General features: G+C 69.9%; 26 protein-coding genes and 2 riboswitches. Of the genes, 9 read left to right on the top strand and 17 right to left on the bottom strand.

Translation table 11 applies throughout. The features are described 5' to 3' along the window. Positions 1–23 precede the first annotated feature (23 nt). Both ACWDUM_RS26785 and ACWDUM_RS26790 read right to left on the bottom strand, forming a co-directional pair. Positions 24–800, bottom strand: a complete 777-nt coding sequence (locus ACWDUM_RS26785; RefSeq protein ID WP_450136342.1) for an amino acid ABC transporter ATP-binding protein — start codon at positions 798–800, stop codon at positions 24–26. Then, complete coding sequence (locus tag ACWDUM_RS26790; protein WP_450136343.1) at positions 797–1,768, bottom strand: amino acid ABC transporter permease; 972 nt, start codon at positions 1,766–1,768, stop codon at positions 797–799. Before ACWDUM_RS26790 ends, ACWDUM_RS26785 begins: the two co-directional genes overlap by 4 nt. 75 nt (positions 1,769–1,843) lie before the next feature. Continuing rightward, positions 1,844–1,937: riboswitch (SAM riboswitch) on the bottom strand. 146 nt (positions 1,938–2,083) lie between these two features. On the opposite strand from ACWDUM_RS26790, the gene ACWDUM_RS26795 reads away from it, so the two are divergent. Further along, positions 2,084–2,893 carry an HAD-IIA family hydrolase gene (locus ACWDUM_RS26795; protein ID WP_450136344.1) on the top strand — a complete coding sequence of 270 codons (810 nt, stop codon included), beginning with the start codon at positions 2,084–2,086 and terminating at the stop codon, positions 2,891–2,893. Positions 2,894–2,987: 94 nt separating this feature from the next. On the opposite strand, the gene ACWDUM_RS26800 is transcribed toward ACWDUM_RS26795, so the two are convergent. The 9 genes from ACWDUM_RS26800 to ACWDUM_RS26840 all read right to left on the bottom strand — a co-directional run bounded on the left by ACWDUM_RS26800 (position 2,988) and on the right by ACWDUM_RS26840 (position 11,677). Continuing rightward, positions 2,988–4,331, bottom strand: coding sequence for a bifunctional adenosylcobinamide kinase/adenosylcobinamide-phosphate guanylyltransferase (locus tag ACWDUM_RS26800; protein WP_450136345.1), 1,344 nt, complete (start codon positions 4,329–4,331; stop codon positions 2,988–2,990). Next, the gene (locus ACWDUM_RS26805; protein ID WP_450136346.1) at positions 4,331–5,110 is read right to left on the bottom strand and encodes an ABC transporter ATP-binding protein; all 780 of its coding nucleotides are present in this window, start codon (positions 5,108–5,110) and stop codon (positions 4,331–4,333) included. The genes ACWDUM_RS26800 and ACWDUM_RS26805 overlap by 1 nt, the downstream gene beginning before the upstream one ends. After that, a complete protein-coding gene (locus tag ACWDUM_RS26810; protein WP_450136435.1) occupies positions 5,107–6,066 on the bottom strand; it encodes a FecCD family ABC transporter permease in 960 nt (319 codons plus the stop codon). Before ACWDUM_RS26810 ends, ACWDUM_RS26805 begins: the two co-directional genes overlap by 4 nt. A gap of 62 nt (positions 6,067–6,128) precedes the next feature. Further along, positions 6,129–7,034, bottom strand: a complete 906-nt coding sequence (locus tag ACWDUM_RS26815) for an ABC transporter substrate-binding protein (protein ID WP_450136347.1) — start codon at positions 7,032–7,034, stop codon at positions 6,129–6,131. A gap of 103 nt (positions 7,035–7,137) precedes the next feature. Beyond that, positions 7,138–7,204, bottom strand: a riboswitch (cobalamin riboswitch). 68 nt (positions 7,205–7,272) lie between these two features. Further along, positions 7,273–8,496, bottom strand: a complete 1,224-nt coding sequence (locus ACWDUM_RS26820) for an O-succinylhomoserine sulfhydrylase (protein WP_450114704.1) — start codon at positions 8,494–8,496, stop codon at positions 7,273–7,275. After that, on the bottom strand, positions 8,493–8,909 hold the full coding sequence (locus tag ACWDUM_RS26825; RefSeq protein ID WP_450136348.1) for a rhodanese-like domain-containing protein: 417 nt from the start codon (positions 8,907–8,909) through the stop codon (positions 8,493–8,495). The genes ACWDUM_RS26820 and ACWDUM_RS26825 overlap by 4 nt, the downstream gene beginning before the upstream one ends. Further along, positions 8,906–9,745 carry an ABC transporter ATP-binding protein gene (locus ACWDUM_RS26830; protein WP_450136349.1) on the bottom strand — a complete coding sequence of 280 codons (840 nt, stop codon included), beginning with the start codon at positions 9,743–9,745 and terminating at the stop codon, positions 8,906–8,908. Before ACWDUM_RS26830 ends, ACWDUM_RS26825 begins: the two co-directional genes overlap by 4 nt. A gap of 4 nt (positions 9,746–9,749) precedes the next feature. Then, positions 9,750–10,799, bottom strand: a complete 1,050-nt coding sequence (locus ACWDUM_RS26835) for a taurine ABC transporter substrate-binding protein (protein WP_450136350.1) — start codon at positions 10,797–10,799, stop codon at positions 9,750–9,752. An 11-nt stretch (positions 10,800–10,810) separates the two neighbouring features. Next, the gene (locus tag ACWDUM_RS26840) at positions 10,811–11,677 is read right to left on the bottom strand and encodes an ABC transporter permease (RefSeq protein WP_450114700.1); all 867 of its coding nucleotides are present in this window, start codon (positions 11,675–11,677) and stop codon (positions 10,811–10,813) included. Positions 11,678–11,998: 321 nt separating this feature from the next. On the opposite strand from ACWDUM_RS26840, the gene ACWDUM_RS26845 reads away from it, so the two are divergent. Then, complete coding sequence (locus ACWDUM_RS26845; RefSeq protein ID WP_450136351.1) at positions 11,999–13,366, top strand: FAD-dependent oxidoreductase; 1,368 nt, start codon at positions 11,999–12,001, stop codon at positions 13,364–13,366. A 74-nt stretch (positions 13,367–13,440) separates the two neighbouring features. Further along, positions 13,441–14,175 (top strand): amidohydrolase family protein, encoded by a 735-nt coding sequence (locus ACWDUM_RS26850; protein WP_450114698.1) that lies wholly within the window; start codon positions 13,441–13,443, stop codon positions 14,173–14,175. A 5-nt stretch (positions 14,176–14,180) separates the two neighbouring features. Here the strand turns inward: ACWDUM_RS26850 and ACWDUM_RS26855 are convergent, their stop codons facing one another. After that, positions 14,181–14,648 (bottom strand): PPOX class F420-dependent oxidoreductase, encoded by a 468-nt coding sequence (locus ACWDUM_RS26855; protein ID WP_450114697.1) that lies wholly within the window; start codon positions 14,646–14,648, stop codon positions 14,181–14,183. 156 nt (positions 14,649–14,804) lie between these two features. Further along, positions 14,805–15,287, bottom strand: a complete 483-nt coding sequence (locus tag ACWDUM_RS26860; RefSeq protein WP_450136352.1) for a DUF456 domain-containing protein — start codon at positions 15,285–15,287, stop codon at positions 14,805–14,807. 73 nt (positions 15,288–15,360) lie between these two features. On the opposite strand from ACWDUM_RS26860, the gene ACWDUM_RS26865 reads away from it, so the two are divergent. Beyond that, a complete protein-coding gene (locus ACWDUM_RS26865) occupies positions 15,361–15,783 on the top strand; it encodes a hypothetical protein (RefSeq protein ID WP_450136353.1) in 423 nt (140 codons plus the stop codon). Between the two features lie 51 nt (positions 15,784–15,834). Here ACWDUM_RS26865 and ACWDUM_RS26870 read toward each other — a convergent pair whose 3' ends face one another. After that, positions 15,835–16,212 carry a VOC family protein gene (locus tag ACWDUM_RS26870; protein WP_450114694.1) on the bottom strand — a complete coding sequence of 126 codons (378 nt, stop codon included), beginning with the start codon at positions 16,210–16,212 and terminating at the stop codon, positions 15,835–15,837. 136 nt (positions 16,213–16,348) lie between these two features. Here ACWDUM_RS26870 and ACWDUM_RS26875 point away from each other — a divergent pair, with 136 nt between their 5' ends. Both ACWDUM_RS26875 and ACWDUM_RS26880 read left to right on the top strand, forming a co-directional pair. Next, the gene (locus ACWDUM_RS26875; protein ID WP_450136354.1) at positions 16,349–17,452 is read left to right on the top strand and encodes a CaiB/BaiF CoA transferase family protein; all 1,104 of its coding nucleotides are present in this window, start codon (positions 16,349–16,351) and stop codon (positions 17,450–17,452) included. Positions 17,453–17,878: 426 nt separating this feature from the next. Continuing rightward, positions 17,879–19,504, top strand: a complete 1,626-nt coding sequence (locus ACWDUM_RS26880) for a flavin-containing monooxygenase (protein WP_450136355.1) — start codon at positions 17,879–17,881, stop codon at positions 19,502–19,504. Between the two features lie 300 nt (positions 19,505–19,804). Here ACWDUM_RS26880 and ACWDUM_RS26885 read toward each other — a convergent pair whose 3' ends face one another. Genes ACWDUM_RS26885 through ACWDUM_RS26895 form a run of 3 tightly spaced genes read right to left on the bottom strand, consistent with a single transcriptional unit; the run spans position 19,805 to position 22,282 of the window. Beyond that, the gene (locus ACWDUM_RS26885) at positions 19,805–20,629 is read right to left on the bottom strand and encodes an SDR family NAD(P)-dependent oxidoreductase (protein ID WP_450114691.1); all 825 of its coding nucleotides are present in this window, start codon (positions 20,627–20,629) and stop codon (positions 19,805–19,807) included. Positions 20,630–20,639: 10 nt separating this feature from the next. Next, positions 20,640–21,473, bottom strand: a complete 834-nt coding sequence (locus tag ACWDUM_RS26890) for a mycofactocin-coupled SDR family oxidoreductase (RefSeq protein WP_450114690.1) — start codon at positions 21,471–21,473, stop codon at positions 20,640–20,642. Then, on the bottom strand, positions 21,473–22,282 hold the full coding sequence (locus ACWDUM_RS26895; protein WP_450136356.1) for a mycofactocin-coupled SDR family oxidoreductase: 810 nt from the start codon (positions 22,280–22,282) through the stop codon (positions 21,473–21,475). Before ACWDUM_RS26895 ends, ACWDUM_RS26890 begins: the two co-directional genes overlap by 1 nt. A 254-nt stretch (positions 22,283–22,536) precedes the next feature. On the opposite strand from ACWDUM_RS26895, the gene ACWDUM_RS26900 reads away from it, so the two are divergent. Genes ACWDUM_RS26900 through bphC form a run of 3 tightly spaced genes read left to right on the top strand, consistent with a single transcriptional unit; the run spans position 22,537 to position 25,908 of the window. Continuing rightward, positions 22,537–23,712, top strand: a complete 1,176-nt coding sequence (locus tag ACWDUM_RS26900; RefSeq protein ID WP_450136357.1) for a Rieske 2Fe-2S domain-containing protein — start codon at positions 22,537–22,539, stop codon at positions 23,710–23,712. A gap of 37 nt (positions 23,713–23,749) precedes the next feature. Beyond that, the gene (locus ACWDUM_RS26905; protein WP_450114687.1) at positions 23,750–24,931 is read left to right on the top strand and encodes an acyl-CoA dehydrogenase family protein; all 1,182 of its coding nucleotides are present in this window, start codon (positions 23,750–23,752) and stop codon (positions 24,929–24,931) included. A gap of 44 nt (positions 24,932–24,975) precedes the next feature. Continuing rightward, the gene (gene bphC, locus ACWDUM_RS26910; RefSeq protein ID WP_450114686.1) at positions 24,976–25,908 is read left to right on the top strand and encodes a biphenyl-2,3-diol 1,2-dioxygenase; all 933 of its coding nucleotides are present in this window, start codon (positions 24,976–24,978) and stop codon (positions 25,906–25,908) included. The last annotated feature ends 81 nt before the right edge of the window (positions 25,909–25,989 follow it).

Raw genomic sequence — 25,989 nt, forward strand, 5'->3', positions numbered from 1 at the left:
GTCTTTCGCGATGAATGAGGGGGTCAGAGCACTCGGGCCAGGAAGGCGCGGGTACGTTCGTGGGTGGGTCGGTCCAGCACCGCGTCCGGCGGGCCCTGCTCGACGATCACACCGCCGTCCATGAACACGACGGTGTCGGCGACCTCGCGGGCGAACCCGATCTCGTGGGTCACGATCACCAGCGTCGCACCGCCGTCGGCGAGGTCACGGATCACCTCGAGGACCTCACCGACGAGTTCGGGATCCAGCGCCGAGGTGGGCTCGTCGAACAGGATCACCTTGGGGCGCAACGCGAGTGCACGCGCGATCGCGACACGTTGCTGTTGTCCCCCGGACAGCTGCTTCGGATACCGGTCGGCCTTGTCGGCGACCCCGACCCGTTCGAGCAGCTGCCGCGCCAGGGCCGTCACCTCGGCGCGGTCGCGGCGCTGCGCGGACACCGGAGCCTCGATCACGTTCTCGAGGACGGTCAGGTGCGGGAAGAGGTTGAAACTCTGGAACACGAACCCGATCCGGGACCGCTGTCGCAGCACCTCTCGGTCGGACAGTTCGTGCAGGGTGTTGCCGCGGCGGCGGTAGCCGATCAGTTCTCCGTCGATCCGGATCGTGCCGCGGTCGACCTTCTCGAGGTGGTTCAGGGTGCGCAGGAGGGTCGACTTCCCGGAGCCCGACGGCCCGAGGATCACCGTCACCTCCCCCGTGCGAACCGACAGATCCACGCCTCTGAGCACTTCGAGCGCGCCGAAGGCCTTGTGCACGCCCCGCACGTCGACGGCGTATGGGTCACCGATGGCGGTCATCGGGTGGCCCCTCTCGGCGCGCCGGTACTGCCGTCACGGATCTCCCGGTACTTGGCGACGACCTTCTGCCACGGCGTGAGTGGCAGCGCGCGGGCGGATCCGCGGGCGTAGTGCCGTTCGATGTAGTACTGGCCGACGGACAGCACGGTGGTCAGGACGATGTACCAGACGGTCGCGACCATCAGCAGCGGCACCACCCGGCCGTTGCGACCGAAGATCACCTGGACCTGGTAGAACAGCTCGGCGATCGCCATCGTCGACACGATCGAGGTGCCCTTGAAGAGGCTGATGACCTCGTTCGCCGCGTTCGGAAGAATCGACCGCATCGCCTGCGGCAGAACGATCTTGAACAGCTGACGGGTCCGCGGGATACCGAGTGCGTTGGCGGCCTCGATCTGGCCGTGGTCCACGGAGATGATGCCCGCGCGGATGATCTCGGCGGAGTAGGCCGCCTGGTGCAGCGCGAGCCCGATGACCGCGGCGGTGAACCCGGAGATCACGCCGGTGACGTTGAACTCGAGGAATCCCGGGCCGAACGGAATGCCGAGGGACATCGTCTGGTAGAGGTAGGCGATGTTGAACCAGAACAGCAGCTGCACGATCAGTGGAATCGAGCGGAACGCCCAGACGTAGATCCACGAGATCACCTGCAGCACCGGATTGTTCGACAGCCTCGCCACGGCGAGCAGCACGCCGATCCCGAACCCGAGGACGGTGCCCCAGATGGTGAGTTCGATCGTCGTCCACAGCGCGGACAGCACCGACGGGGCGGTGAAGTACCGCGCGAACGTCGCCCAGTCCCAGCCCGGGTTGACCACCAGTCCGTGCACGAACTGCGCGACCAGGACCAGCGCCGCCGCTGCGACGACCCAACGCCAGGGATGGCGGGTGGGAGCGACGCGCAGGTCGGCGTCGTCGGACGATTCGGCCACTGCCGCCTGCGGCGGACTGGTGGCCGGGGCGCTCACGAGCGCACTCCGAAGTCGGACATCGAGAAGCCTTTCACGGGTCGGGACCGGGCGCTCGTCGCAGCCCTGTCGCGGAGTCCATCGGTCCCGGCGGTAGCACCCGCACCCACACTCGGGGGGGTTGCTGCGACGTCGTCGATCCGGGTCTCTCGGTCGCTCTTGATGGTCAACACTCGAGCTGTACTGTCCCGCAACCAGATCCCGCGGTCACCTATTGCGTTCGGGCTGATCCGAATGGCGGGGACGAATGTGTGCCGTGCGACATCCGGCGCGTCCGAGCCGACGTGCGGGTCTCCGGGCGCGCACAATGGGGCCATGGCGAACACCGACGAGAAGACCCCCGGTTGGACGTATCTGATGGACATGGACGGGGTCCTGGTGCACGAGGAGCACCTGGTACCGGGCGCCGACGCGTTCCTCTCGGAACTGCAGGAGTCCGGAACTCCGTTCGTCGTGCTCACCAACAACTCGATTCGCACCCCGCGTGACCTGCGGGCACGACTCCTGCAGTCCGGCCTGGACATCCCGGAGAAGTCGATCTGGACGTCCGCCCTCGCGACGGCGACCTTCCTGCACAATCAGCGGCCGAACGGCACCGCCTACGTCGTGGGCGAGTCCGGGTTGACCACCGCGCTGCACGACATCGGGTACGTGCTCACCGACAACGATCCCGACTACGTGGTGCTCGGCGAGACGCGCACCTACTCGTTCGAGGCGATCACCACCGCGATCCGCCTCGTCGAGCGCGGTGCCCGGTTCATTGCGACCAACCCGGACGCCACCGGCCCTTCGCGTGACGGCTCGCTACCCGCGACCGGTTCGGTGGCCGCGCTGATCACCCGCGCGACGGGCCGCGAGCCGTACTACGTCGGCAAGCCGAACCCGCTGATGATGCGCTCGGCGCTGCGGGCGATCGGCTCCCACTCCGAGCACACCCTGATGATCGGCGACCGGATGGACACCGACATCGTCTCCGGCCTCGAGGCGGGCCTGCAGACGATCCTGGTGCTCACCGGCATCTCCAGCCGCGAGACCGTCGAGGCGTTCCCCTACCGCCCGACACTGGTGCTGAACTCGGTCGCCGAACTCGTCGGCCGCACCCAGGACCCGTTCACCGCCGCCTGACCCCCACCCCGGGGTGGGCACAATGTCACATCGTGCGCACCCAACGAGCACACTGTGACATTGCGCCCCACCGGCGGGAGGGGCGAGCGGCGCGTCAGCGGAGCGGGAGCGGGCGTCCTGCGACGACGAGGATCACCGACTCGGACTCGGCGGCGACGGCGGCGTTGAGCCGGCCGAGGGCGTCGCGGAAGCGGCGGCCGGAGGGCGTCGCCGGGACGACGCCGCTGCCGACCTCGTTGCTCACCGCGACGACGGGCACCGTCGCCGTGCGCCACGCGACGAGAAGGGCTTCGACGTCGGCCTGCACTGCCACCCAACCGGATTCGTCGTCCCACGCGCCGTGGCGGTCGATCCGGCGGGTGAGCCAGGTGCCGAGGCAGTCCACGAGGACCGGACCGGTCGCGGACCCCAGCGCCCCGCAGAGGTCGTCGGTCTCGACGGTGCGCCAGGAGGCGGGACGCGACGCCCGGTGCGCGGCGATCCGGGCCGCCCACTCCGCGTCGTCGCCGGGAGGTCCGCCGGTGGCCAGGAAGGTGACATCGTCACGGTCGGCGAGCAGACGCTCCGCGTGGGTGGACTTGCCCGCGCGGGCGCCGCCGAGCACGAGGGTCCGCCGAGGTCGGTCCGGACGCGCCGTCACCGCACCCACCGCGACGGTTGCGCCGTCGTCGAGCACCCGAACGCCCCAGGGCCGCAAACGGTCCGGTAAGTCGACCGGGTTGTGGTGACTCAGGTGGACGGCGATCACGTCGGTGCCCTCGACGACCGCCTCGGCCTCGCGCAGCGCGGCCAGCGCCCGCGGGAAGGTGTGCAGGTCGAGGTGGTCGGGTTCGTGGTCGACGAGGTCGCCGAAGGTCTCCTCGAGGAACACCACGTCGTACCGGGCGCCCCGCACCGCGTCCAGGGTCGCGGCGGGCAGCGGTCCGGTGTCCGTTGCCCACAACAGTTTCCGACGGTCCGGACCCGCGATCTCGTACAGCACCGCGTCGCCGTCGCGAAACACCCGGTGCGCGGCAGGCAGCGCCCGCACCGTGTACTCGCCGACCCGCAGCGCCTCCCCCGGCGCGATCGGAATCCACCGCACCGGGTCGTCGGGGCCGACCCAGTCCCGGCACAGGTCCAGCGCCTCCGGCGGCCCGATCACGTCGAGGGGTTCCTCGCGCACCACCCAGGACCGCATCAGCAGCGCCAGCGGTCCGGTGTGGTCGGGGTGCGAGTGGGTGAGCAGCAGATGCCGCACCCCGGACAGCGACCTCCCCGCGTGCGCGGCGGCGCGCGGTACCTCCGGCCCGCAGTCGAGCAGCAGCACGTCGTCGACGAGCGCGGCGGTCTGGGCCCGAACCTCGCCGCGCCGCAACGCGGTCAGGCAGGACGCGCAGCGGCAGAACGGGTTGGGCCACCCGTCGGCGGCACCGGTGCCGAGCAGCACGACCTCCATCAGGACGCTCCCCCGGGCGGTCCCACCGGCAGCACCACCGGGCCGCCGGGCCGGTCGAGGACCTCGACCCGCGCGTCGTACACCGCGCCGATCCGCTCCGCGGTCAGCACCTCGGCCGGGGTGCCGTCCGCGACGACGCCGCCGTCGGCGAGCATCACCACCCGCCGCCCGTACTGGCCCGCGAGGGTGAGGTCGTGCATCGCCGCGACCACCGTCAGCCCGTCCGCCAGGCGCAGCGCCTGCACGAGGTCGAGCACCTGCTGCTGGTGCCCGATGTCGAGGGCGCTGGTCGGTTCGTCGAGCAGCAGCACCCGCGGCTGCTGCGCCAGCGCCCGGGCAAGCACCACTCGCTGCAGTTCACCGCCGGAGAGCGCGGTCACGGCCCGGGAGGCCAGCGCGCGCAGTTCGAGTCGGTCCAGGAGGTCGTCGACGATCTCGCGGTCGTGGGGGGTTTCGGTGCCGAACCGGGACAGGTGAGGGGTGCGACCGAGCGTGATCAGCTCGTGCACGCTCACCCCCTCCGGGACGACGGGCCGCTGTGGCATCAGCGCCACCGTCCGCGACATCACCCGCCGCGGCGTCCGGGCCGGGTCGTGACCGTCGACCCTCGCCTCGCCGGTCGCGGGCACCAGCCCGGCCAGCGCGTGCAGCAGGGTCGTCTTGCCGGCACCGTTCGGGCCGACGATCGCGACCCATTCCCCCTGCGCCACCGTCAGATCCACGCCGTCGAGGACGGTCGTCCGGCCGAGGTCGACTCGCAGGCCGCGGCAAGTGATCACGTCGTCCGCCCCCGTCTCAGCACCAGCAGGAAGAACGGGGCGCCGATCGCGGCGGTGACCACGCCGATCGGCAGCTCCGCCGGCGCCATCACGGTCCGCGCGAGGACGTCGGCGAGCACCAGGAACGCCGCGCCCACCATCAGCGACAACGGCAACAGCAGACGGTGCCCGGGACCGACCAGCAGCCGTACGGCATGCGGGATCACGATGCCGACGAATCCGATCAGTCCACTCGCCGAGACCACCGCGGCAGTGCCGAGCGTCGCGACGCACACCAGGACCATCCGCACCCGGGCGGCGTTGATTCCCAGGCTCCCCGCTTCGACGTCACCGACGGCCATGACGTCGAGGGTGCGGCGGTGCAGCGCGATGATCGCGACGGAGACGACGACGTACGGCAGCACCGTCACCACCTCCGACCACCCGTCGGTCGAGAGCCGCCCGAGCATCCACGAGTACACCTGACGCAACGTGTCGTCGTGCAGTTGCATGAAGAACGTCTGGATGGCGTTGGCGAACGCCGCGACCGCGACACCGGCGAGGATGACGACGACCTCGGTGCGTCCGCTGCCCACCGTGCGCCCCAGCGCGTAGGTCGCTGCGACGGCGATCAGGCCACCCGCGAACGCGGCGAGGGGCACTCCGGCGAACCCCGCGGCGCCGCCGACGACGATCGCGAGGGTCGCGCCGAGCCCGGCGCCGCTGGACACGCCGAGCAGGTACGGATCGGCGAGCGGGTTACGGAAGACGCCCTGGTAGGCGGCGCCTGCGATCGCGAGCATCGCCCCAACCAGCGCACCGAGCACGACACGCGGCATTCGGATGTTCCACAGGATGGCCTGCTGCCGGGTGGTCAGCCCGGAGTCGACGTCGACGAACGGCACCCTGTCGAGGATGTCGAGCAGCACGCCGCGCGGCGTGAGCCCGGCGGGACCGACCAGGATGCCCACGAGCATCGCCGCGACGAGGACGAGCGCCGCGCCACCCAGCAGGAGCGCGCGGCTGCGCGGCGCGGTGATCACCGGGCGGGCGGGGCGGCGGGCCGGTCTGCGGGGATGCCGTTCACGATCCCGGCGAGCTCACGCACCAGGTCCACCACGCGCGGTCCCCACCGGCTGGCGAGGTCCTCGTCGAGCACGTGGACGTGCCCGTCGCGGATCGCGGTGAGCTCGCCCCAGCCCGCCCGCTTCGCGACCGCCTCGGGCGTGACGCCGCAGCACTCCCCGTCGGCGAGGAAGATCGCGTCGGGGTTCTGTTCGACGATGTACTCGGCCGACAGCTGCGGATAGCCGTCACCACCACCGGCGGCAATGGACCGGAGGCCGAGCATCGCGTAGATCTGGCCGATGTAGGTGTCATCGGTGACGGTGTAGAAGGTGTCGTCGAGTTCGTGGTAGTAGCGCAGCGGCACCTCCCGCGGGGGCACGGCCGCGACGATGTCGTCGATCTCGGTCCGCATCCGGGAGACGAGCTCGGCGCCCTCGGCGACGTGGCCGGTCGCGGCACCGACCTGCTCGATCTGCGCATACGTGTCGTCGAGGGTGCGGGCAGCGGGCAGCAGCAGCGTCGGGACGCCGGCCTTCTCGAGCCCGGCGACGAGGCCGCCGTTGTCGTCGGTCGCGACGACGAGGTCCGGTTCGTACCCGAGGATCGCCTCGACGTTCGGGGTGTAGCCGGACAGGTTGGTGACGGGCACCCCCGCCGGGTAGTCGGACCGGTCGTCGACCGCGACCACCTGATCGCCCGCGCCGACCGCGTAGAGCATCTCCGTGGAGGTCGGGCTCAGCGACACGATGGCCTGCGGGGTGTCCGCCGCGGCGTCACCGGAAGTGCCCTCGTCGCTGCTGCCGCAGCCGGCGACCAGCAGGGCGAACGCGGCGATTCCTGCGGTGAGGAACCGGCGGGAAGTGTGGATCACAGCCATCCTCCGTGGCTCGGAGGACGAGGGCAGCACGGCCGCGAACCGCGAAGGTTGCCGCCCGACACCGTCCTTCGTCCGAGGACCAGTTCGTGCCCGCGGCGCCGGCTGACCTGGCTCACCCGGGCCGGGCCGGGCTCACAGTTGCGGGACAGCGCCGGACTCGCACCGGCTTCAGCGTGACGCTGCGGATACCCCGACGAACGGTCAGGGCATCCGCAGCCTAGCCCACGGTGCGAGCGCGTCAGCGCAGCGCCTGCGCGAGGTCCTCGAGCAGATCCTCCGGGTCCTCGAGCCCGACCGAGAGCCGCACGACACCGTCGGACAGCCCGATCGCGGCACGTCCCTCCGGTCCCATCGCGCGGTGCGTGGTGGTCGCCGGGTGGGTGATCAGCGACTTGGCGTCGCCGAGGTTGTTGGAGATGTCGACGACCCGCAGCTTGTTCAGCAGCTCGAACGCCTTCTTCTTGCCCTCGCCGTCGGCGGCGGCCAGCTCGAAGGTCACCACGGTGCCGCCGCCGCTCATCTGCGACGTCGCGAGGTCGTACTGCGGGTGCGACTCGAGGAACGGGTACTTGACCCAGCTGACCGCGTCGTCGGCCTCGAGGAACCGGGCGATCCGCAGCGCGCTGTCGACGGAGTGCCGGACGCGCAGCGGCATCGTCTCGAGCCCCTTGAGCAGGGTGTGTGCGTTGAACGGGCTCAGTGCCGGACCGGTGTGGCGGATCAGCTGCTGCACCGGTCCGTCGATGTAGTCCTGCGGGCCGAGGATCGCGCCGCCGAGGACGCGGCCCTGGCCGTCGATGTGCTTGGTGCCCGAGTACACGATGACGTCGGCGCCGAGGTCGAGGCTGCGCTGCAGCAGCGGGGTGGCGAAGACGTTGTCCAGCACCACCTTCGCGCCCGCGGCGTGCGCCATCTCGGAGACCTTGCGGACGTCGACGAGAGTCTGCATGGGGTTGGACGGCGTCTCGAAGAACACCGCGGTGGTCGGCACCGACAGCGCCTGCTCCCACTGGTCGAGGTCCTCGCCGTCGACGAACACCGTCTCGACGCCCCAGCGCGGCAGGATCTCGTTGCACACCACGAAGCACGAACCGAACAGGCTGCGGGCCGCGACGAGGCGGTCGCCGTTGCCGAGCAGGGCGGCCAGCGCGGTGAACACCGCAGACATGCCGGACGCGGTGGCGTAGCAGCCCTCCGCGCCGTCGAGCAGCCGCAGCCGCTCCTCGAACATCTTCACCGTCGGGTTGCCGTACCGGGAGTAGACGAAGTGGTCGACCTCGCCGGTGAACGCCTGCTCCGCGGCCTCCGCGGACTCGTAGACGAACCCGGAGTTGAGGTAGATCGCCTCGGACGTCTCCTCGAAACCGGAGCGCAGGGTGCCGCCGCGGACACCGAGCGTCGCCGGTCGCACCGAGTCTGGCAGGGACCGCGAGAACGCGCCGCCGCTGGGAATGTTGCTCACGACTGCCTCCACGCGAGTCCGACGGCACGCCAGCCGGCACCCCCGCGGTGACCGCCCTCGTCGAGGCCACCTTCGAACCCGTCGAGCACGTTGTAGGCCGGGCCGATGCCTGCCGCGGTCGCCGCCTCCGCGGCGCCGATGGAACGCTGCCCCGACCGGCACAGGAAGATGACCTCGGCGTCCTCGCCACCGGTGACGCCGGCTTCCTGGAGCTGGGTGACGAAGTCGGCGTTGCGGGTGCCGTCGTAGGACACCCACTCGATCGTCAGCAGTTCGCGACCGAGTTCGGCGGTGTCGGGGACACCGACGAAGCGCCATTCGGCATCGGTGCGGACATCGACCAGGACAGCCCGGGGATGCTCGCGCAGCAGGTCCCATGCCTGCTGGGGGGTGAGGTCGCCTGCGTAGCTCATGAACCCAGTTTTTCACAAGTGCCGGAGCGGGCCGACGGCGCGGCTGCCTGCTTGATCGCCTGCCCCACCCGAGAACGCAATTCGGCGAACCGCGCCGAGCCGCGCAGCTCGTCCGGGTCGACACCGGTGCGCGGCAGATCGACGGGCAGGTCCAGCGCGATCCGACCCGGGCGGGCACCGAGGACGACGATCCGCGACCCGAGGAACACCGCCTCGTCCGCGCTGTGGGTGACGAACACGCTGGTGCGGGCGGAGCGGGCGGCATCGGCCCGCAGGTCCTCCTGGAGCTGCTCGCGGGTCAGCGCGTCGAGGGCGGCGAACGGCTCGTCGAGCAGCAGCAGCGACGTCGGGGCGGCGAGGGCACGGGCGATCGCGACGCGCTGCTGCTGGCCGCCGGAGATCTGCCAGATGCGCCGGTCGGCCAGCCCGTCGAGTCCCACCCGGGCCAGCAGTTCGGCCCGGCGCCCGGCACGCTGCGCCCGCGGCACACCCGCGTAGTCGAGGGCGAGGTCGACGTTGCCGCCGACGGTCCGCCAGGGGAACAGCCGCGGCTGCTGGAACACCACACCGGCGCCGGTACCCGGGGCGGGGGCGGCACCGGCCACCAGAACCCGGCCCTCGGTGGGCTCCTCGAACCCGGCGATCAGCCGAAGCAGGGTGCTCTTTCCGCAGCCGGACGCCCCGACGAGCACCAGGAACTCGCCGTCGGGCACGTCCAGCGACAGCGGCCCGACCGCGGCGACCGACCCGTAGTCGTGCCGGACGTCGGTCAGCCGGATCCGCGGCTCCGCCGCCCGTGATTCCTTCTGGCCCGTCTGGGGGCCGGAAGGACTCACGGGATCAGCGTGCGAGAACACCGGGCAGCCCCGTCACGTACAACCCGTCCTGGAAGTCCGCGAGTTCGGGGGCGGACGGGATCTGCTTCTGCTCGGCGAGGAACTGCGCCGCCGAGTGCAGGTTGTTCGCCAGGTTGCCGGGCGCACCGTCGGTGCCCAGCCACTGCGGAGACGCGACCTGCTCGGGCGTGAGGAACACCGCCTGCGTCAGTTGCGACGCGGCCTCGTCCGCGGTGATCCCCGCCTCCGCGGCGACGGCCTTCGCGGCGGCGGCCGGATCCGCCGCGATCGTCGTCAGCGCGCGGGCCTGTGCGCGACGCCAGGTGTCCACGACGTCGGGGTGCTCGGCGGCGAACCCGGTGGCGACGACCGCGAGATCGAGCGTCGGCTTCCCGACCTCGGCGAGTTCGCGGCTGGTGACCAGGGTCGTGCCGCCCTTGCGGATCTCGTCGAGCGTCGGCAACCACGTGTAGACGGCGTCGACGTCGCCGCGCTGCCACGCCGCCAGCGACGCCTGCGGCTGCAGGTCGATCAACTGGACGTCCGCCGCCGACAATCCGGCCCGGTCCAGGGCGGCGAGCAGGCTGTAGTGCGCGGTCGAGGCGAACGCGGTGGCGATCTTGCGGCCGCGCAGGTCCTCGACCTTCGCGACACCGGTGCCGTTGCGGGCGACGAGGGCCTCGTTGTCACCGGCGACGTCGAGAATCCACGCCACCTGGTAGGGAATCCGCAACGGATCGGACAGCCCGCGAGCGACGGGGCTCGAGCCGAGCGCCCCGAAGTCGAGTTCGCCGGCCACGAATGCGGTGTTCACGTCCGCGCCGGAGTCGAACTTCGTCCACTTGATCGTGTAGTCGGGCAGTTCCGCCTCGAGCCAGCCACTGTTCTTGACGATCAGGTCGCCGCTCGGAAAGGTCTGGTAGCCAACACGAATCACGGGCCTGTCGCCGCCGTCGGAGTTGCCGTCCACCGAGCACGACACGACCGACAGCGCGGCAAGCGTCACCGTCGCCGCCGCGGTCAGGGCCCGGCGGACACGACCGATCGTCTTCATGTGTTCCTCTCTCATTGCTTGCCCCGCCAGGGGACCGCGCGCCGTTCGACGACACGGAGCAGGGCGTCGATGGCGAGCCCGGACAGGCCGATGGCGAAGATCCCCACCAGCACGACCGGGGTGTTGTTGTAGTTCGAGGCGTCCTTGACCATGCCGCCGACGCCGGGCAGGCCGTTGAACAGTTCGGCGGCCACCACCGACGAGTAGGCGATGCCGACGGCGAGCCGGATGCCGGTGAGGGTTTCGGGCAGGGCGGCGGGCAGCACCACGTCCCGCACCGTCTGCGGCCGGGACGCGCCGAGCGCTCGGGCCGCCTCGACCAACCCGACGGGCGTGGCGAGCACGGCGGTGGTGGTGGCGACGGCGGTCGGGGGCAGTGCGGCGAGCGCGAGCAGCGCGATCTTCGGCGCCTCGTCGATGCCGAGCCAGATGACGAGCAGGAACAGGTAGGCCAGTGGCGGCAGGGCCCGCAGGAACGTCAGCCAGGGTTCGAGGACGCGCCGCAACCAGCCGACGGTGCCCATCGCCAGCCCCAGCGCGACCCCGCCGACGACGCCGATCACCACACCGGCGGCCACCCGGCGCAGTGTCATGTAGACGTGCTCCCACAGCAGGTGGCCCTGGTAGCCGCGGACGCCGTCGTGCGTGGTGGAGGCGTCGACGGCGGCCCGCCACACCGTGGCCGGGTAGGGGACGAACACCTCGCTCCACCACCCGCTCGCCGCGGCGACCTGCCACACAGCGAGGAAGACGAGAACCGACACCAGCGGCAGCCCGAAGGTGCGGGCCAGGCGCAGGCCGGGCCGGCGGGAGGGGCCGGGTTCACGGAGTCGAGGCGCTGCGGTGTCCGGCGCGCCCCGATCGAGCGTCGCGGACATGGTGGGCATTCGACCCCGGCCGAATCGGTGACGCCAGGGTTCGAATCTGAGGTGAGCGCAATGGTTGCCGGGGGTGGCCGGACGCGACGAAAATGAGGGCCACAAACGCGCCTTGTGGCCCCTCAAGGAAGGGTGCCCTAGCGAAGAACGGCGCGAGGGCGGAGTATCGACAATCGAGGGTCCGGTAGAGGTCCTGCACACATGGGTTAGGTACGGCTCAGTAAACTGGGTGGGCACCGGTTCGTCCCACGGCGCACGCTCCGCGATACGGCCCGCACACCGAACCGTCCGTCCGCTAGTCGAAAAGGTAGTTCTTTCGAGATGACTGACCAGAATCGTCCGCTCCGGGTGGCCATCGTCGGCGCCGGTCCGGCCGGCATCTACGCCGCCGATGCCCTCATGAAGTCCGACACCGCCGCCGGTCGCGGCGTCAGCATCGACCTTTACGAGCGCATGCCCGCTCCCTTCGGACTCATCCGCTACGGCGTCGCCCCGGACCACCCGCGCATCAAGGGCATCATCACGGCCCTGCACAAGGTCCTCGACAAGCCGCAGGTCCGTCTGCTTGGCAACATCGACTACGGCACCGACATCACGCTCGACGACCTGCGCACCTTCTACGACGCGGTCATCTTCTCCACCGGCGCCAACGCCGACCGCGCCCTGAACATCCCCGGCATCGACCTCGACGGCAGCTACGGCGCCGCCGACTTCGTGTCCTGGTACGACGGCCACCCGGACGTCCCGCGCACCTGGCCGCTCGACGCCGAGAAGGTCGCCGTTCTCGGCGTCGGCAACGTCGCCCTCGACATCGCGCGCGTGCTCGCCAAGACCGGCGACGAACTGCTCCCCACCGAGATCCCGGCCAACGTCTACGAGGGCCTCAAGGCCAACAAGGCCGTCGAGGTCCACGTCTTCGGTCGCCGCGGTCCCGCCCAGGCCAAGTTCACGCCCCTCGAACTGCGCGAACTGGACCACTCCCCCAACATCGAGGTCATCGTCGATCCCGAGGACATCGACTACGACGAGGGCTCCGAGGCCGCCCGCCGCGCGTCCAAGCAGGTCGACATGGTCGCCAACACCCTGCAGGACTGGGCGATCCGCGACGTCGGCGACCGCCCGCACAAGCTGTTCCTGCACTTCTTCGAGTCCCCGCACGAGGTTCTCGGCGAGGACGGCAAGGTCGTCGGCCTGCGCACCGAGCGCACCGAACTGGACGGCACCGGCAACGTCCGCGGCACCGGCAAGTTCAACGACTGGGACGTGACCGCCGTCTACCGCGCGGTCGGCTACCTGTCGCAGAACATCGCCAAGCTGCCGTTCGACGACCAGGCCGGGACCATCCCCAACGAGGCGGGCCGCGTCATCGACGAGGACGGCACGCACATCGCCGGCACCTACGTCACCGGCTGGATCAAGCGCGGGCCGGTCGGCCTCATCGGCCACACCAAGGGCGACGCCAACGAGACGGTCGCGAACCTCCTCGCCGACGCCCCGTCCTTCGCCGGCGCCGCCAGCCCCGACGAGAGCGCCGTCATCGAGTTCCTCGACGCCAAGAAGCTGCCGTACACCACCTGGGACGGCTGGTACCGGCTCGACGCCCACGAGCGCAGCCTCGGCGAGCCGCACGGCCGCGAGCGCATCAAGGTCGTCGAACGCGAGGACATGCTCCGCGCGTCCCAGCAGTAGTCCACACCTTCACGAGCGTGGCGTCCGGGTACCCGGGCGCCACGCTCGTGTGATCGGCAAGGCATTCTTCACCTGTGTTTGACGCCCACGTGCACATCATCGACCCGCGGTTCCCGCTCGTCGAGAATCACGGCTACCTGCCGGAGCCGTTCACCATCGCCGACTACCGCGCCCGGGTCGCCGGCTTCGGGGTGGACGGCGGCGCGGTCGTGACGGCGTCGTACCAGGGCACCGACCAGGACTACCTGATCGCGGCGTTGCAGGAACTCGGTCCCGGCTGGGTCGGCGTCACGCATCTCGAACCGGACGCCACCGACGAGGACATCCTCGCGCTCGACCGGGCGGGGGTCCGGGCGGTGCGGTTCAACCTGCGGCGCAGCGCCACCGACGTGAAACTGCTGACCACCCAGGCGCTTCGGGCCTGGGAGCTGGTCGGCTGGCACGCCGAGTTCTACGTGGACGCCTCACTGCTGCTGTCGCTGGAGCCGGTGTTCAAGAAGCTGCCCGCCGTCAGCATCGACCACCTCGGCATGTCGACCCGAGGGCTGCCGTACCTGCTCAACCTCGTCGACCGCGGGGCAAAGGTGAAGGCCACCGGTTTCGGCCGCGCCACCATCGACGACGTCGGCGACGCGCTGCGCCGCATCCACGCCGTCAACCCGACCGCGCTGATGTTCGGCACCGACCTGCCCGGTACCCGCGCCCGTCGCGCGTTCGAACGCAATGACCTCGAGATCATCACCGAGGCCGTGGGCGACGGTCTCGACGCGGTCCTCGGCGGCAACGCCCGCACGTTCTACCGCATCTGAGGCGATCAGCCCGCAGCGAGATGCGGCGGGAACCCGCCGGTCGCGATCGGCCCCCATCGGGTGATCGTCAGACGCACGAGCGACTTGCCCTGACGCGTCATCGCCTCACGGTACTCGTCCCAGTCCGGGTGCTCACCGGCGATCGACCGGTAGTACTCCACCAGCGGTTCGACCGAGTCGGGCAGATCGACGACCTCGGCGGTGCCGTCGACCTGAATCCACGCGTCGTCGAAATCGGCTCCGAGCGAGATCAGGGACGCCGCCGGCCGGCGCCGCAGGTTCACCGCCTTCGCACGATCGGGATAGGTCGAGACGAGCACCCGGCCCGCGGCATCGACGCCGTAGGTGACGGGGCTCAGCTGCGGTGAGCCGTCGGCACGCGTCGTCAGCAGCACCGCGTTGCTGCGGCCCCGCAGAAAGCCGAGCATCTCGTCACGCTCCACACGCGTCGTCGTCGCGACCCTGCGGGCCATCGAGTGCCTCCTGAGGGCTCGGTTGACGGTTGGCACCTGCGGTACAAGTATCGCGGACGCCGCGGTCTCGTGCCGACGGATGTCGGCGACACCTCGCCCCGCCCACGATGGCCGAACTTCGGAACGCCGATGCATCCCACCGCATTCGGCGACACCTCACACCAGGATCACCGCGCCGAGCCACACCCCGGCCGCCAGCAGCGCGCCGAGCAGTTCGACGAGGATCGACAGTCCCACGGCCTTGGTCGCGTGCACGGTCGAACGCCAGGCGTCGGCGTGCGTGCGGTGCCGCTGCGCCTCGGACAGGTAGGTGCCGAGCAGGAACCCGAGCAGCAGACCGATCACCGGGACGACGAAGAACCCGACGATGCCGACGAGCGCACCGATCACCAGCGACCGGTTCGGCACCCCGGCGTCGCGCATCCGGCGCCCGGGCCACGTGTACTTGACCACGCCGGAGACAACGAGAAGCAGCGCGGCGACACCGAACACGATCCACCCGGTGGCGGTGCCAACGGCGATCGCCCACACCGCGATCGCGCCGAGCACCAGCAGCGCCCCGGGAAGGATCGGCAGCACGATGCCCACCAGCCCGACCACGATCGCCAGTCCGACCAGGATCTCTCCACCCACGCTCACGGGCGTCACTGTGCCACACCGCGATCCGGCCGCATCGGACGACGGCCGTTGGGGCCACGCCACAATGACGCCCATGGAAATCGGGATCGACACCACCCTGACGCTGCTGGCCGCCGGGCTGATCTTCCTGTTGGCACTCGGGCTCGGGGTGTGGAAGTACCGGCAGATGGCGACGTCGCCATCGCATCTCGCGCACCCGTACGTCGACATCGCGCACCGGGCGGCGCTGCTGTACTCGTTCGCGACCCTGCTGATCGCGGTGTTCGTCGAACTCAGCGCGTGGGCGACGTGGGTGAACCTGACGGCCGCCGCAGTGGTGGTCTTCTTCTTCGTGACCGCGATCGGCAGCTACGTCCTGCACGGCGTCCGGCGCGACACCGACAACCAGTTCGCGCACGCCGGCGCACCACTACACCTGGCGATGGGGGCGCTGATCGTCGGCGAGGTCGGCGGATTCGCCGTCCTGCTTGCGGGTTTCGTCGCCGGGCAGGTGTAGGCGACTGCCGCCTTGTCGGTGGCCGGGGCCACCGGAACGGTGCACGGCCCGTCAGGACTCCTGGTGCAGCGACAGCACGTTGCCGTGCGGGTCGCGGAACCAGGCGATGCGGGTGCCGTCGGGGGCCCGCCACGCGGCGTGCGCGTCCTGGTCCATGCCCAGGTAGTCGACGAACTCGATGCCCCGGCTGCGCAGGTCGTCGACGGTGGCGTCGAGGTCCTCGCACTGCCAGCCGAGCACCGTGTACCCGATGTCGGGCGTCGACTGCACCAGCGTCACGCGCAGCGGCACACCACCCCCACCGTCGAGGACGAGCGCGAACGGTGTCCGCTCCCGCAGGGTCAGGCCCAGGGTTTCGACGTAGAACATCGCCGAGACGTCGAGGTCGGTGCTGGGCACGAAGGCCACGAGGGAACCGGGAAACGTCATGGATTCACTGTGCGCCCCCCGCCCGGTGAGGGCAAGCATCGCATCAGGGGTGACCCCGGGCACACCTCGCGCCCGCCACGCGTTAACTTAGCGGGAGTTAAGCACGGTAGGACGCCCCGACGAATCTAGGAGAATCGTGACCGCAGAGAACCACACCAGCAAGAGCGGCCCGCTCGCCGGAATCCGGGTTGTCGAGTTCGCGGGCCTCGGGCCGGGACCGCACGCGGCGACCCTGCTCGCCGACCTCGGCGCCGACGTCGTGTGCGTCCAGCGGCCGGGACAGATTCCGCCCGCGGGCGGCCGCCGCAGCCAGATCCAGCGTGGTCGCCGGGTCGTCGAGGCGAACCTCAAGGACCCCGCCGACATCGAGAAGGTCCTCGGGCTGCTCGAGCGGGCCGACGTGCTGATCGAGGGCTTCCGTCCCGGTGTGACCGAGCGGATGGGCCTGGGCCCGGACGTCGTCCTCGAGCGCAACCCGCGGCTGGTCTACGGCCGGATGACCGGCTGGGGCCAGGAGGGCCCGCTGTCCCAGGCCGCCGGCCACGACATCAACTACATCTCGCTGACCGGGGTGCTGCACGCGATCGGCCGCAACGGGGAGCGCCCGGTGCCGCCGCTGAACATGGTCGGCGACTTCGGTGGCGGCTCGATGTTCCTGGTGTTCGGCATCCTCGCCGCACTCGTCGAGCGCCAGACCTCCGGCCAGGGCCAGGTCATCGACGCCGCGATGGTCGACGGCACCCTCGCCCTCTCGCACATGATCTGGAGCTTCCGGGGCACCGGACTGTGGTCGGACGAGCGCGGCGTGAACATGCTCGACACCGGCGCCCCCTACTACGACACCTACGAGACCGCCGACGGCAAGTACATGGCGGTCGGCGCGATCGAGCCGCAGTTCTACGCGGAACTGGTGCGGCTGCTCGAACTGGATCCCGCGTCGCTGCCCGGCCAGAACGACCGGGACGGGTGGCCGGAACTGCGGAAGGTCCTCACCGAGACGTTCCTGTCGAAGACCCGCGACGAGTGGGCGGCGATCTTCGACGGCACCGACGCCTGCACGTCCCCGGTGCTCACCTTCGCCGAGGCCCCCGCGAACGCGCACATCGCCGCGCGCGGCTCCCTCGTCGAGCTCGACAACGTGGTCCAGCACCGCCCGGCGCCGCGGTTCTCCCGCACCCAGCCGGGTCTGCCGACCCCGCCGGCCAGCGAGGCCACCGACGTCGACACCCTCTGGCGCTGACCCACTGGGTGCACTCACGGATGCCCGGGCGTCCGTGAGTGCACCACGGATTTCCAACCGATCTCGGGCCAATCCTATTGCGCGAATTGTGGTCTCGGCACCCTTCGGCGCACCGGACACTTCTCGGGCGTCCTCCGCAGTGACACCGCCGCGGACCCGTCTCCGGGTTCGACCCGCACCGACGCCCACGCCGCGGCGTAGTCCCCCGTGGTGGGAGCCCGCCCTTCGGCGCCTCTGACGCATCTCCCCAGCAAGACGCCGATTTCGCCACACAGCGGCGGTTCCCGCCCCAGGTGGCGACCCGCTGGGTGGGATGGCCCGGTGACCTGGCAGTTCACCCCGCCATAGCGTGAATTCGTCACGAGAACCGTGACATCCGGTCCGATTCCGGGCCCGGACGATTCACGCTCGTGGAAGGACATTGAAGTGAACGGACAGGATTCGGCAACCGACGTCACCGCCCGGTTCGACGTCGTCGTGGTCGGCGCAGGCATCGCCGGCGTGTATGCCGTGCACCGATTCCGTCAGCAGGGCCTGACGGTCCGCGCGTTCGAGGCCGCCTCCGGCGTGGGCGGCGTCTGGTACTGGAACCGCTACCCCGGCGCGCGCTGCGACGTCGAGTCCGTCGACTACTCGTACTCGTTCTCCCCCGAACTCGAGCAGGAGTGGGACTGGAGCGAGAAGTACGCCACCCAGCCCGAGATCCTCGCCTACATCAACCACGTCGCCGACCGCTTCGACCTGCGCCGCGACATCCGGTTCGACACCCGCGTCACCTCCGCCACCCTCGACGAGGACACCCTGCGCTGGACCGTGCGCACCGACCGCGGCGACGTCGTCTCCGCGCGCTTTTTCGTCGTCGCCGCCGGACCGCTGTCGAACGCCAACACCCCCGACTTCGCCGGCCTCGACACCTTCGCCGGCGACGTCTTCCACACCGCGCAGTGGCCGCACACCGGCGTCGACTTCACCGGCAAGCGCGTCGGCGTGATCGGCACCGGATCGTCCGGCATCCAGTCGATCCCCCACATCGCCGAACAGGCCGAGAAGCTGTTCGTCTTCCAGCGGTCCGCGAACTACAGCGTCCCCGCCGGCAACGCCGCCCTCGACGACGCCACCCGCGCCGAGCAGAAGGCCACCTACGCCGAGCGCCGCCGGCTGTCACGGGAGAGCGGCGGCGGCTCCCCGCACCGTGCGCACCCCAAACTGACACTCGAGGCATCCGAGGAAGAGCGCCGCGCCGCCTACGAGGAGCGCTGGAAGCTCGGCGGCGTCCTCTACTCGAAGACCTTCGCCGACCAGCTCACCGACCGGGCCGCGAACGACACCGCCCGCGAGTTCTGGGAGGAGAAGGTCCGCACCGTCATCGACGACCCCGCGATCGCCGAACTGCTCATCCCGAACGATCACGCGATCGGCGCCAAGCGAATCGTCACCGACAGCGGCTACTACGAGACCTACAACCGCGACAACGTCGAACTGGTCAACCTCAAGGCCGCGCCGATCGTCGGCATGGACGAGACCGGCATCAACACCACCGACGACCACTACGACCTCGACGCGATCGTCCTCGCCACCGGATTCGACGCCATGACCGGCTCGCTCGAGAAGCTCGACATCGTCGGCCGCGGCGGACAGAGCCTCAAGGAGAAGTGGGCCGCCGGCCCCGAGACCTACCTCGGCCTCGGCATCGACGGCTTCCCCAACTTCTTCAACCTCACCGGACCCGGCAGCCCGTCGGTGCTTGCAAACATGGTCCTGCACTCCGAACTCCACGTCGACTGGGTCGCCGACGCGATCGCCTACCTCGACGACCGCGGGGCCACCGCCATCGAGGGCACCCCCGAAGCGGTCAGCGGCTGGGTCGAGGAATGCCGCACCCGCGCCGAGGCGTCGCTGCTGAACACCGCGAACTCGTGGTACCTCGGTGCCAACATCCCCGGCCGCCCAAGGGTTTTCATGCCTTTCCTCGGAGGCTTCTCCGCCTACCGCGAGATCATCGGCGAGGTTGCCGAATCCGGCTACAAGGGCTTCGTGATCCACGAGTGCTGACGCTCGGCCGGTGAACGTGCCGGCGCCCCATCGGGAACACCGACGGGGCGCTGGCACCGTCGCCGTCCTCCCGCTGGCACCCTCGCCGTCCTCCACCGACACCGAGACGCGGCGCGCACACGTGGCGGGCCACTACACGGTGCGGTATCGACGCACACCGCCCGGATGGCGGAACGCGCACCGGCCGGAGGCGGCGGTTCGACGCGACCGCAGCTGGTTCCACTCGTACTGACGCAGATCGAGGCCGTGTTCGGGCACTTCACCCGAACACGGCCTTCGCTGTTTCCCGGGGCCAGGTGGTCAGTTCCGCCCGTCGAACAGCGCGTCCGGGCGCAGCTTCTCGCTCAGCACCCGGGCGCGTTTGGACGCGAGACGCTCGAACGCCTCGGGGTGCGTCAGGATCCAGAAGTCGTCGCGGGCGATGCCGTCGAACAGCAGTTTCGCGGCCTCGTCCGGACCCATGCCCTCCCGGATCTGGTCGCGCCAGAATCCGGCGTCGGCGGCGGTCTGCTCGTGCACCGGCGCGTCCTCGAAGATCCGGGTCGCCACCTGTCCGGGGCTGAACACCGACACCGCGATCTGCGGAAACGCCTCGGCGCACTCGAGATACACGCTTTCGGTGAGCGCCTGCACGCCGTGCTTCGACGCCGCGTACGCCGTCATCCGCGGAGTGATCGCGATGCCGCCGACCGAGCACGTGTTGACGATGTGCGACGGGCGCGGGTCGGCACCCATCCGCGGCACGAACGACCGGATGCCGTGGAAGACACCGAGCAGGTTCACGTCGATCACCCGGCGCCACTCGTCGGCGGGCACCTCCCACGTGAAACCGAGCGATTCGAGACCCGCGTTGTTGAGCAGCACCGTCACCTCGCCGAATTCGGCATAGGCGGAATCGGCGAGCGCATCGACGGCGGCCGCGTGGCGCACGTCGGTCGGCACCGCGAGCACGGCGGCGCCACCGGCCCGCAGATCCGCGGCGACCGCGTCCAACCGTTCGGCCGCGACGTCGGCGAGCACCACGTTCATTCCGAGCGAGGCCGCATGCCGCGCGGCGCTCTCCCCGATTCCGCTGCCTGCGCCGGTCACGACCGCCGTACGGCCCCGCAGATCCTCGAGCCTCACAGGGCTCCTCCTACTTCACGCAGTGGCCGGCATCGACCGGCAGCGTGACGCCGGTGATGTAGCGGGACTCGTCGGATGCGAGGAACAGGCTCGCGTTGGCGATGTCCTCGGGTTCGATCATTGCGACCGGCAGCAGGTGCATCGACTGCGTTCCCGCCTCGAACTGTTCCTGCGTCGGTTCCTCGACGCCCGGGCAGAATGTCCGCATCGTGGACGGGTTCTGGATCATCGGGGTCCGCGTGTTCGCCGGGTGGATCGTGTTGACCCTCACGCTGTGCGGCGCGAGCTCGTTCGCGAGCGACTTCATCAACCCGACCACACCGTGCTTGGCGGCGGTGTAGTGCCCGACGCTGACCAGCCCGCGCAGACCCGCGATGGAGCTGATCAGCACGATCGAGCCGCCGCGGCCGCCGTCGACGATGTGCGGAATGCCGGCCTTGCAGGTGCGCCACACGCCGGTGAGGTTTACGTCGAGCATGGTCTGCCAGCGCTCGGACCCCATCTCCACGGCGGGCCCCGACGAGCTGATGCCTGCGGTCGCGCAGATGACGTCCAGACGCCCGAGCGCCTCGACGCCCTCCGACACCGCGGCGTCGAGCGCCTGCTGGTCCCGGACGTCGGCCTCGAACGCGCAGATCTTGCGGCCGAGCGCCTCGACCTGACGCACCGTCTCCGCGAGGTCCTCCGGCGACGCACCCGGGGTCGTCGAGTGTTCGACGGGCGCGCACACGTCGACGGCGATGACGTCGGCGCCCTCCTGGGCGAACCGCACCGCCTGTGCGCGGCCCATCCCCCTTGCCGCACCGGTGATCAGCGCGACCTTGCCTTCGAGACGTCCGCTCATCACGCCACCTTCTGGGTCTGACCGGCGTCGATGACCATCTGCAGGCCTGTGACGTACCGGGATTCGTCCGATGCCAGGAACAGCACCGCATTGCTCACGTCGATCGACTCCACCCACGGCACGGGCAGCAGCATCCGCTGCGAGAGCACCTCGGCGACGTCGGCCTCGGTGGGGTTCTCGAGGTCGGGCCGCAGACGGGCGAACGTCGTCGGGTTGATCGTCATCGGTGTCGCGACCGCACCGGGATGGATCGTGTTGACGCGGATCGACCGCTTGCCCAGTTCGTTCGCGAGTGTCTTGGCGAGTCCGGTGATCGCGTGCTTGGCCGCGGAGTAGTGCGACGCGCCGGGAACCGCCTTGATCGCGGCCGTGGAACTGACGATGACCACCGATCCTCCCGCCGGATTCAGTTCCGCGACACCCGCCTTGACGGTGTGCCACGTCCCGGTGACGTTCACGTCGATCGACCGGTTCCAGACGCCGTCGTCGATCGTCCACGACGGCCCGGGGTTGTCACAGATGCCGGCGTTGGCGACGACGACGTCGAGCGGACCGAGTTCACGCACCCCCGCCTGCACCGCCGAGGTGAGCGCGTCGAGGTCGCGGATGTCGGCGGTGCCGACGACCGCGCGCCGCCCCAGTTCCTCCACCAGGCGGGCCGTCTCGGCCAGATCGGCCTCGGACTGCCGCCCGGGCAGGTCCAGCGCGAGAATGTCCGCGCCTTCCTCAGCGAGACGGACCGCGTGTGTGCGGCCCATCCCCTTCCCCGCGCCCGTGACGAGCACAACCTTGCCGGACATTCGTGTCATGGTCACTCCCTTCGCCGAGTCGCGACGCTGCCACCGCATCGGGGGCGGCGGCAGGGGGTCCTCCCGCGTGATGGGAGGCCCGACCCCGGTGTCGCGGACCGGCCCGCGACTCCCTGCTCGCCACACCGACCTGCACTTCGCCGACGATGCCGGGGCCGTTCCATCCAGCGGGAGAACCCCCTTCCGCCCGACAACGCCGCCGAGTTCTATGAGGCGGATCACAGGACAGCCCCCTGATGGCACGGAGGACCCCCATGTCACTCGACACCACTTCCACGAACGGCTCGGCCGACCAGAACGAGATCCGCGAGATCGAGGCCGCGGCCGCCCCCGCGCGGTTCGCCCGCGGTTGGCACTGCATCGGACTCCTCCGGGACTTCCAGGACGGGAAGCCTCATCCGATCGAGGCCTTCGGCACCAAGCTCGTCGTGTTCGCCGACAGCAACGGCAAGCTCAACGTCCTCGACGCGTACTGCCGGCACATGGGTGGCGATCTGAGCCGGGGCGAGGTCAAGGGCGACTCGATCGCGTGCCCGTTCCACGACTGGCGCTGGGGCGGCAACGGCAAGTGCACGGACATCCCGTATGCCCGCCGCGTGCCCCCGCTGGCGAGGACCCGTGCGTGGACGACGCTGGAGCGCAACGGCCAGCTGTACGTGTGGAACGACCCGCAGGGCAACCCCCCGCCTGCCGACGTGACGATTCCCGAGATCGCAGGCTACGGAAGCGACGAGTGGACGGACTGGAGCTGGAAGACCCTGCGCATCAAGGGTTCGCACTGCCGCGAGATCGTGGACAACGTCGTCGACATGGCGCACTTCTTCTACATCCACTACTCGTTCCCGCGCTACTTCAAGAACGTCTTCGAGGGCCACACCGCGACCCAGTACATGCACTCGACCGGTCGCGAGGACGTCATCTCCGGCACCAACTACGATGACCCGAACGCCGAGCTGCGCTCGGAGGCAACGTACTTCGGCCCCTCGTACATGATCGACTGGCTCGAATCGGACGCGAACGGCGTGACCATCGAGACGGTCCTCATCAACTGCCACTACCCGGTGTCGAACAACGAGTTCGTGCTGCAGTACGGCGCGATCGTCAAGAAGCTGCCGGGCCTGTCGGACGAGGAGGCGGCCGGTATGGCCGCGCAGTTCGCCGAGGGCGTGGAGATGGGCTTCGAGCAGGATGTCGAGATCTGGAAGAACAAGGCCCCCATCGACAACCCGCTGCTGTCCGAGGAGGACGGCCCGGTGTACCAGCTGCGCCGCTGGTACCAGCAGTTCTACACGGACGTCGAGAACGTCACCGAGGACATGACCAAGCGTTTCGAGTTCGAAATCGACACCACCCGGGCGATCGCGAGTTGGCAGAAGGAAGTCACGGAGAACCTCGCGAAGCAGTCCGAAGGTTCCGCGGCGACCTCGTAGTCGGCCGTAGAACCCCACCACCAGAAGGAAACACAACATGAGCTACGAAGTTCTGGCCCGCATCGAGGCCGCCGCCGACGACATCTTCGTCGAGGGCGTCGAGGCCGAGCGCATCGGCAAGGTCGCCGACGCGACCGCCAAGCGCATGAAGGAGGCGGGCTCGATCCGGATGCTCCAGCCCAAGGAGCACGGCGGCCTCGAGGTCCATCCGCGAGAGTTCGCGGAAACCGTCATGCGGATGGCGTCGCTGAACCCGTCGGCCGGCTGGGTGCACGGCATCGTCGGTGTGCACCCGTGGCAGCTCGCGTTCGCCGATCCCAAGGTGCAGCAGGAGGTCTGGGGCGAGGACCAGGACACGTGGCTCGCCTCCCCGTACATGCCCGGCGGCATGTGTGTTCCCGTCGACGGCGGCTACAAGTTCTCCGGCAAGTGGTCGTTCTCCTCCGGTACCGATCATTGCGACTGGGCGTTCCTCGGCGCGATGGCGTGCAACCCGGACGGCAGCATGGAGATGCCGCCCCGCATGCTGCACGTGATCATTCCCCGCACCGACTACGAGATCATCGAGGACTCGTGGGACGTGATGGGCCTGCGTGGCACCGGTTCGAAGGACGTCGTCGTCAAGGACGCGTTCGTGCCCGATTACCGGGTCATGGACTGTGACGAGGTCATCGACGGCACCGCCGTCCGCAAGTACGGCCGCACCGAGACCGTGTACCTGATGCCGTGGTCCACCATGTTCCCGCTCGGCATCACCTCGGCCACGATCGGCATCTGTGAGGGTCTGCTGCATCACGCCAACGAGTACCAGCGTGAGCGGATCAACCCGCAGGGCACCGCCGTCAAGGACGACCCGTACACGATGTTCGCGATCGGCGAGGCCGCCGCGAAGCTGCGGTCGGCCCGGGATTCACTGCTGGCCAACGTCGATCGCATGTGGGACCTCGTCGACGCAGGGAAGACCCCGACCTTCGAGCAGCGCGCGGCCGGTCGCGAGACCCAGGTCAACGCGGCCTGGCAGGCCGTCACCGCGATGGACCAGGTCTACGCGCGCTGCGGTGGCAACGCACTGCGTATGGACAAGCCGATGCAGCGCTTCTGGCGTGACGCACACGCCGGTCTGCACCACGCGATCCACGTCCCGGGCACCGTCTACCACGCCGCGACCCTGAGCGGCCTGGGCGTGGACCCGCAGGGTCCGCTCCGGGCGATGATCTGATCCACCGGATCCAACACAACTCGAATCAAGTACGGAGACAACGGATGACCAACCCCAATGTCGGCGGCTTCGGAACAGACGTCCGCGGCCTGGGCTACGTGAAGATCCAGACCAACGACATCGAGCGCTGGCGCACGTTCGCATTCGACGTCCTCGGCTTCGCCGAGGGCACCGGACCGGACGAGAACGCCCTGTACCTGCGCCTGGACGAGCGCAGCGCACGCATCGTGGTCGTGCCGGGGGACGACGACCGCGTCGTCACCGTCGGCTGGGAGGTTCGTGACCACGCCGCACTGGTCCGCGTCCAGGCTGCCGTCGAGGCCGCCGGCGTGGCGGTCAAGCCGCTCTCGGTCGAGGAGGCGGACGCCCGCCGCGTCGAGGAGGTCGTGACCTTCGAAGACCCCAGTGGCGCAACGCTCGAGGTCTTCCACGGCCCCGTCCTCGATCACAGTCCGGTCGTCACCCCGTTCGGCGCGAAGTTCGTGACGGGGGCGCAGGGTCTCGGCCACGTCGTGCTGCCGGTGACCGATGTGAACGGCACGTTCGAGTTCTACACCGAGGTCCTGGGCTTCCTGCCGCGCGGCGCGTTCCGTCTGCCGGCTCCCCCGGAGTTCGGCCCGGTGCGCCTGCGCTTCCTCGGCGTGAACCAGCGTCATCACAGCCTCGCGCTGATCCCGGCACCGCACGGTGGCGCCCCCGGCCTGATCCACCTCATGGTGGAGGTCGACACGCTCGACGCCGTCGGCCAGGCACTCGATCGTGTCGTGAAGGACGGCTTCTCGGTGTCGTCGACGCTGGGCCGCCACACGAACGACAAGATGGTGTCCTTCTACGTCCGCGCACCCGGCGGCTGGGACATCGAGTTCGGCACCGACGGCAAGCTGGTCGACGAGACCTTCTACACGGCCGAGGAGATCACCGCCGACAGCTACTGGGGCCACGACTGGTCCGGCAGCGAACCGCTCGCCGCAATGTAGCGAACCGCGTCCACAACCGCACTCTCTCCCACCAGGGGGAACCCCCCGTCCTGCCGAGGACGGAGGGTTCCCCCTTTCGGC

The sequence above is a fragment of the Rhodococcus sp. NPDC003322 genome (assembly GCF_053589555.1).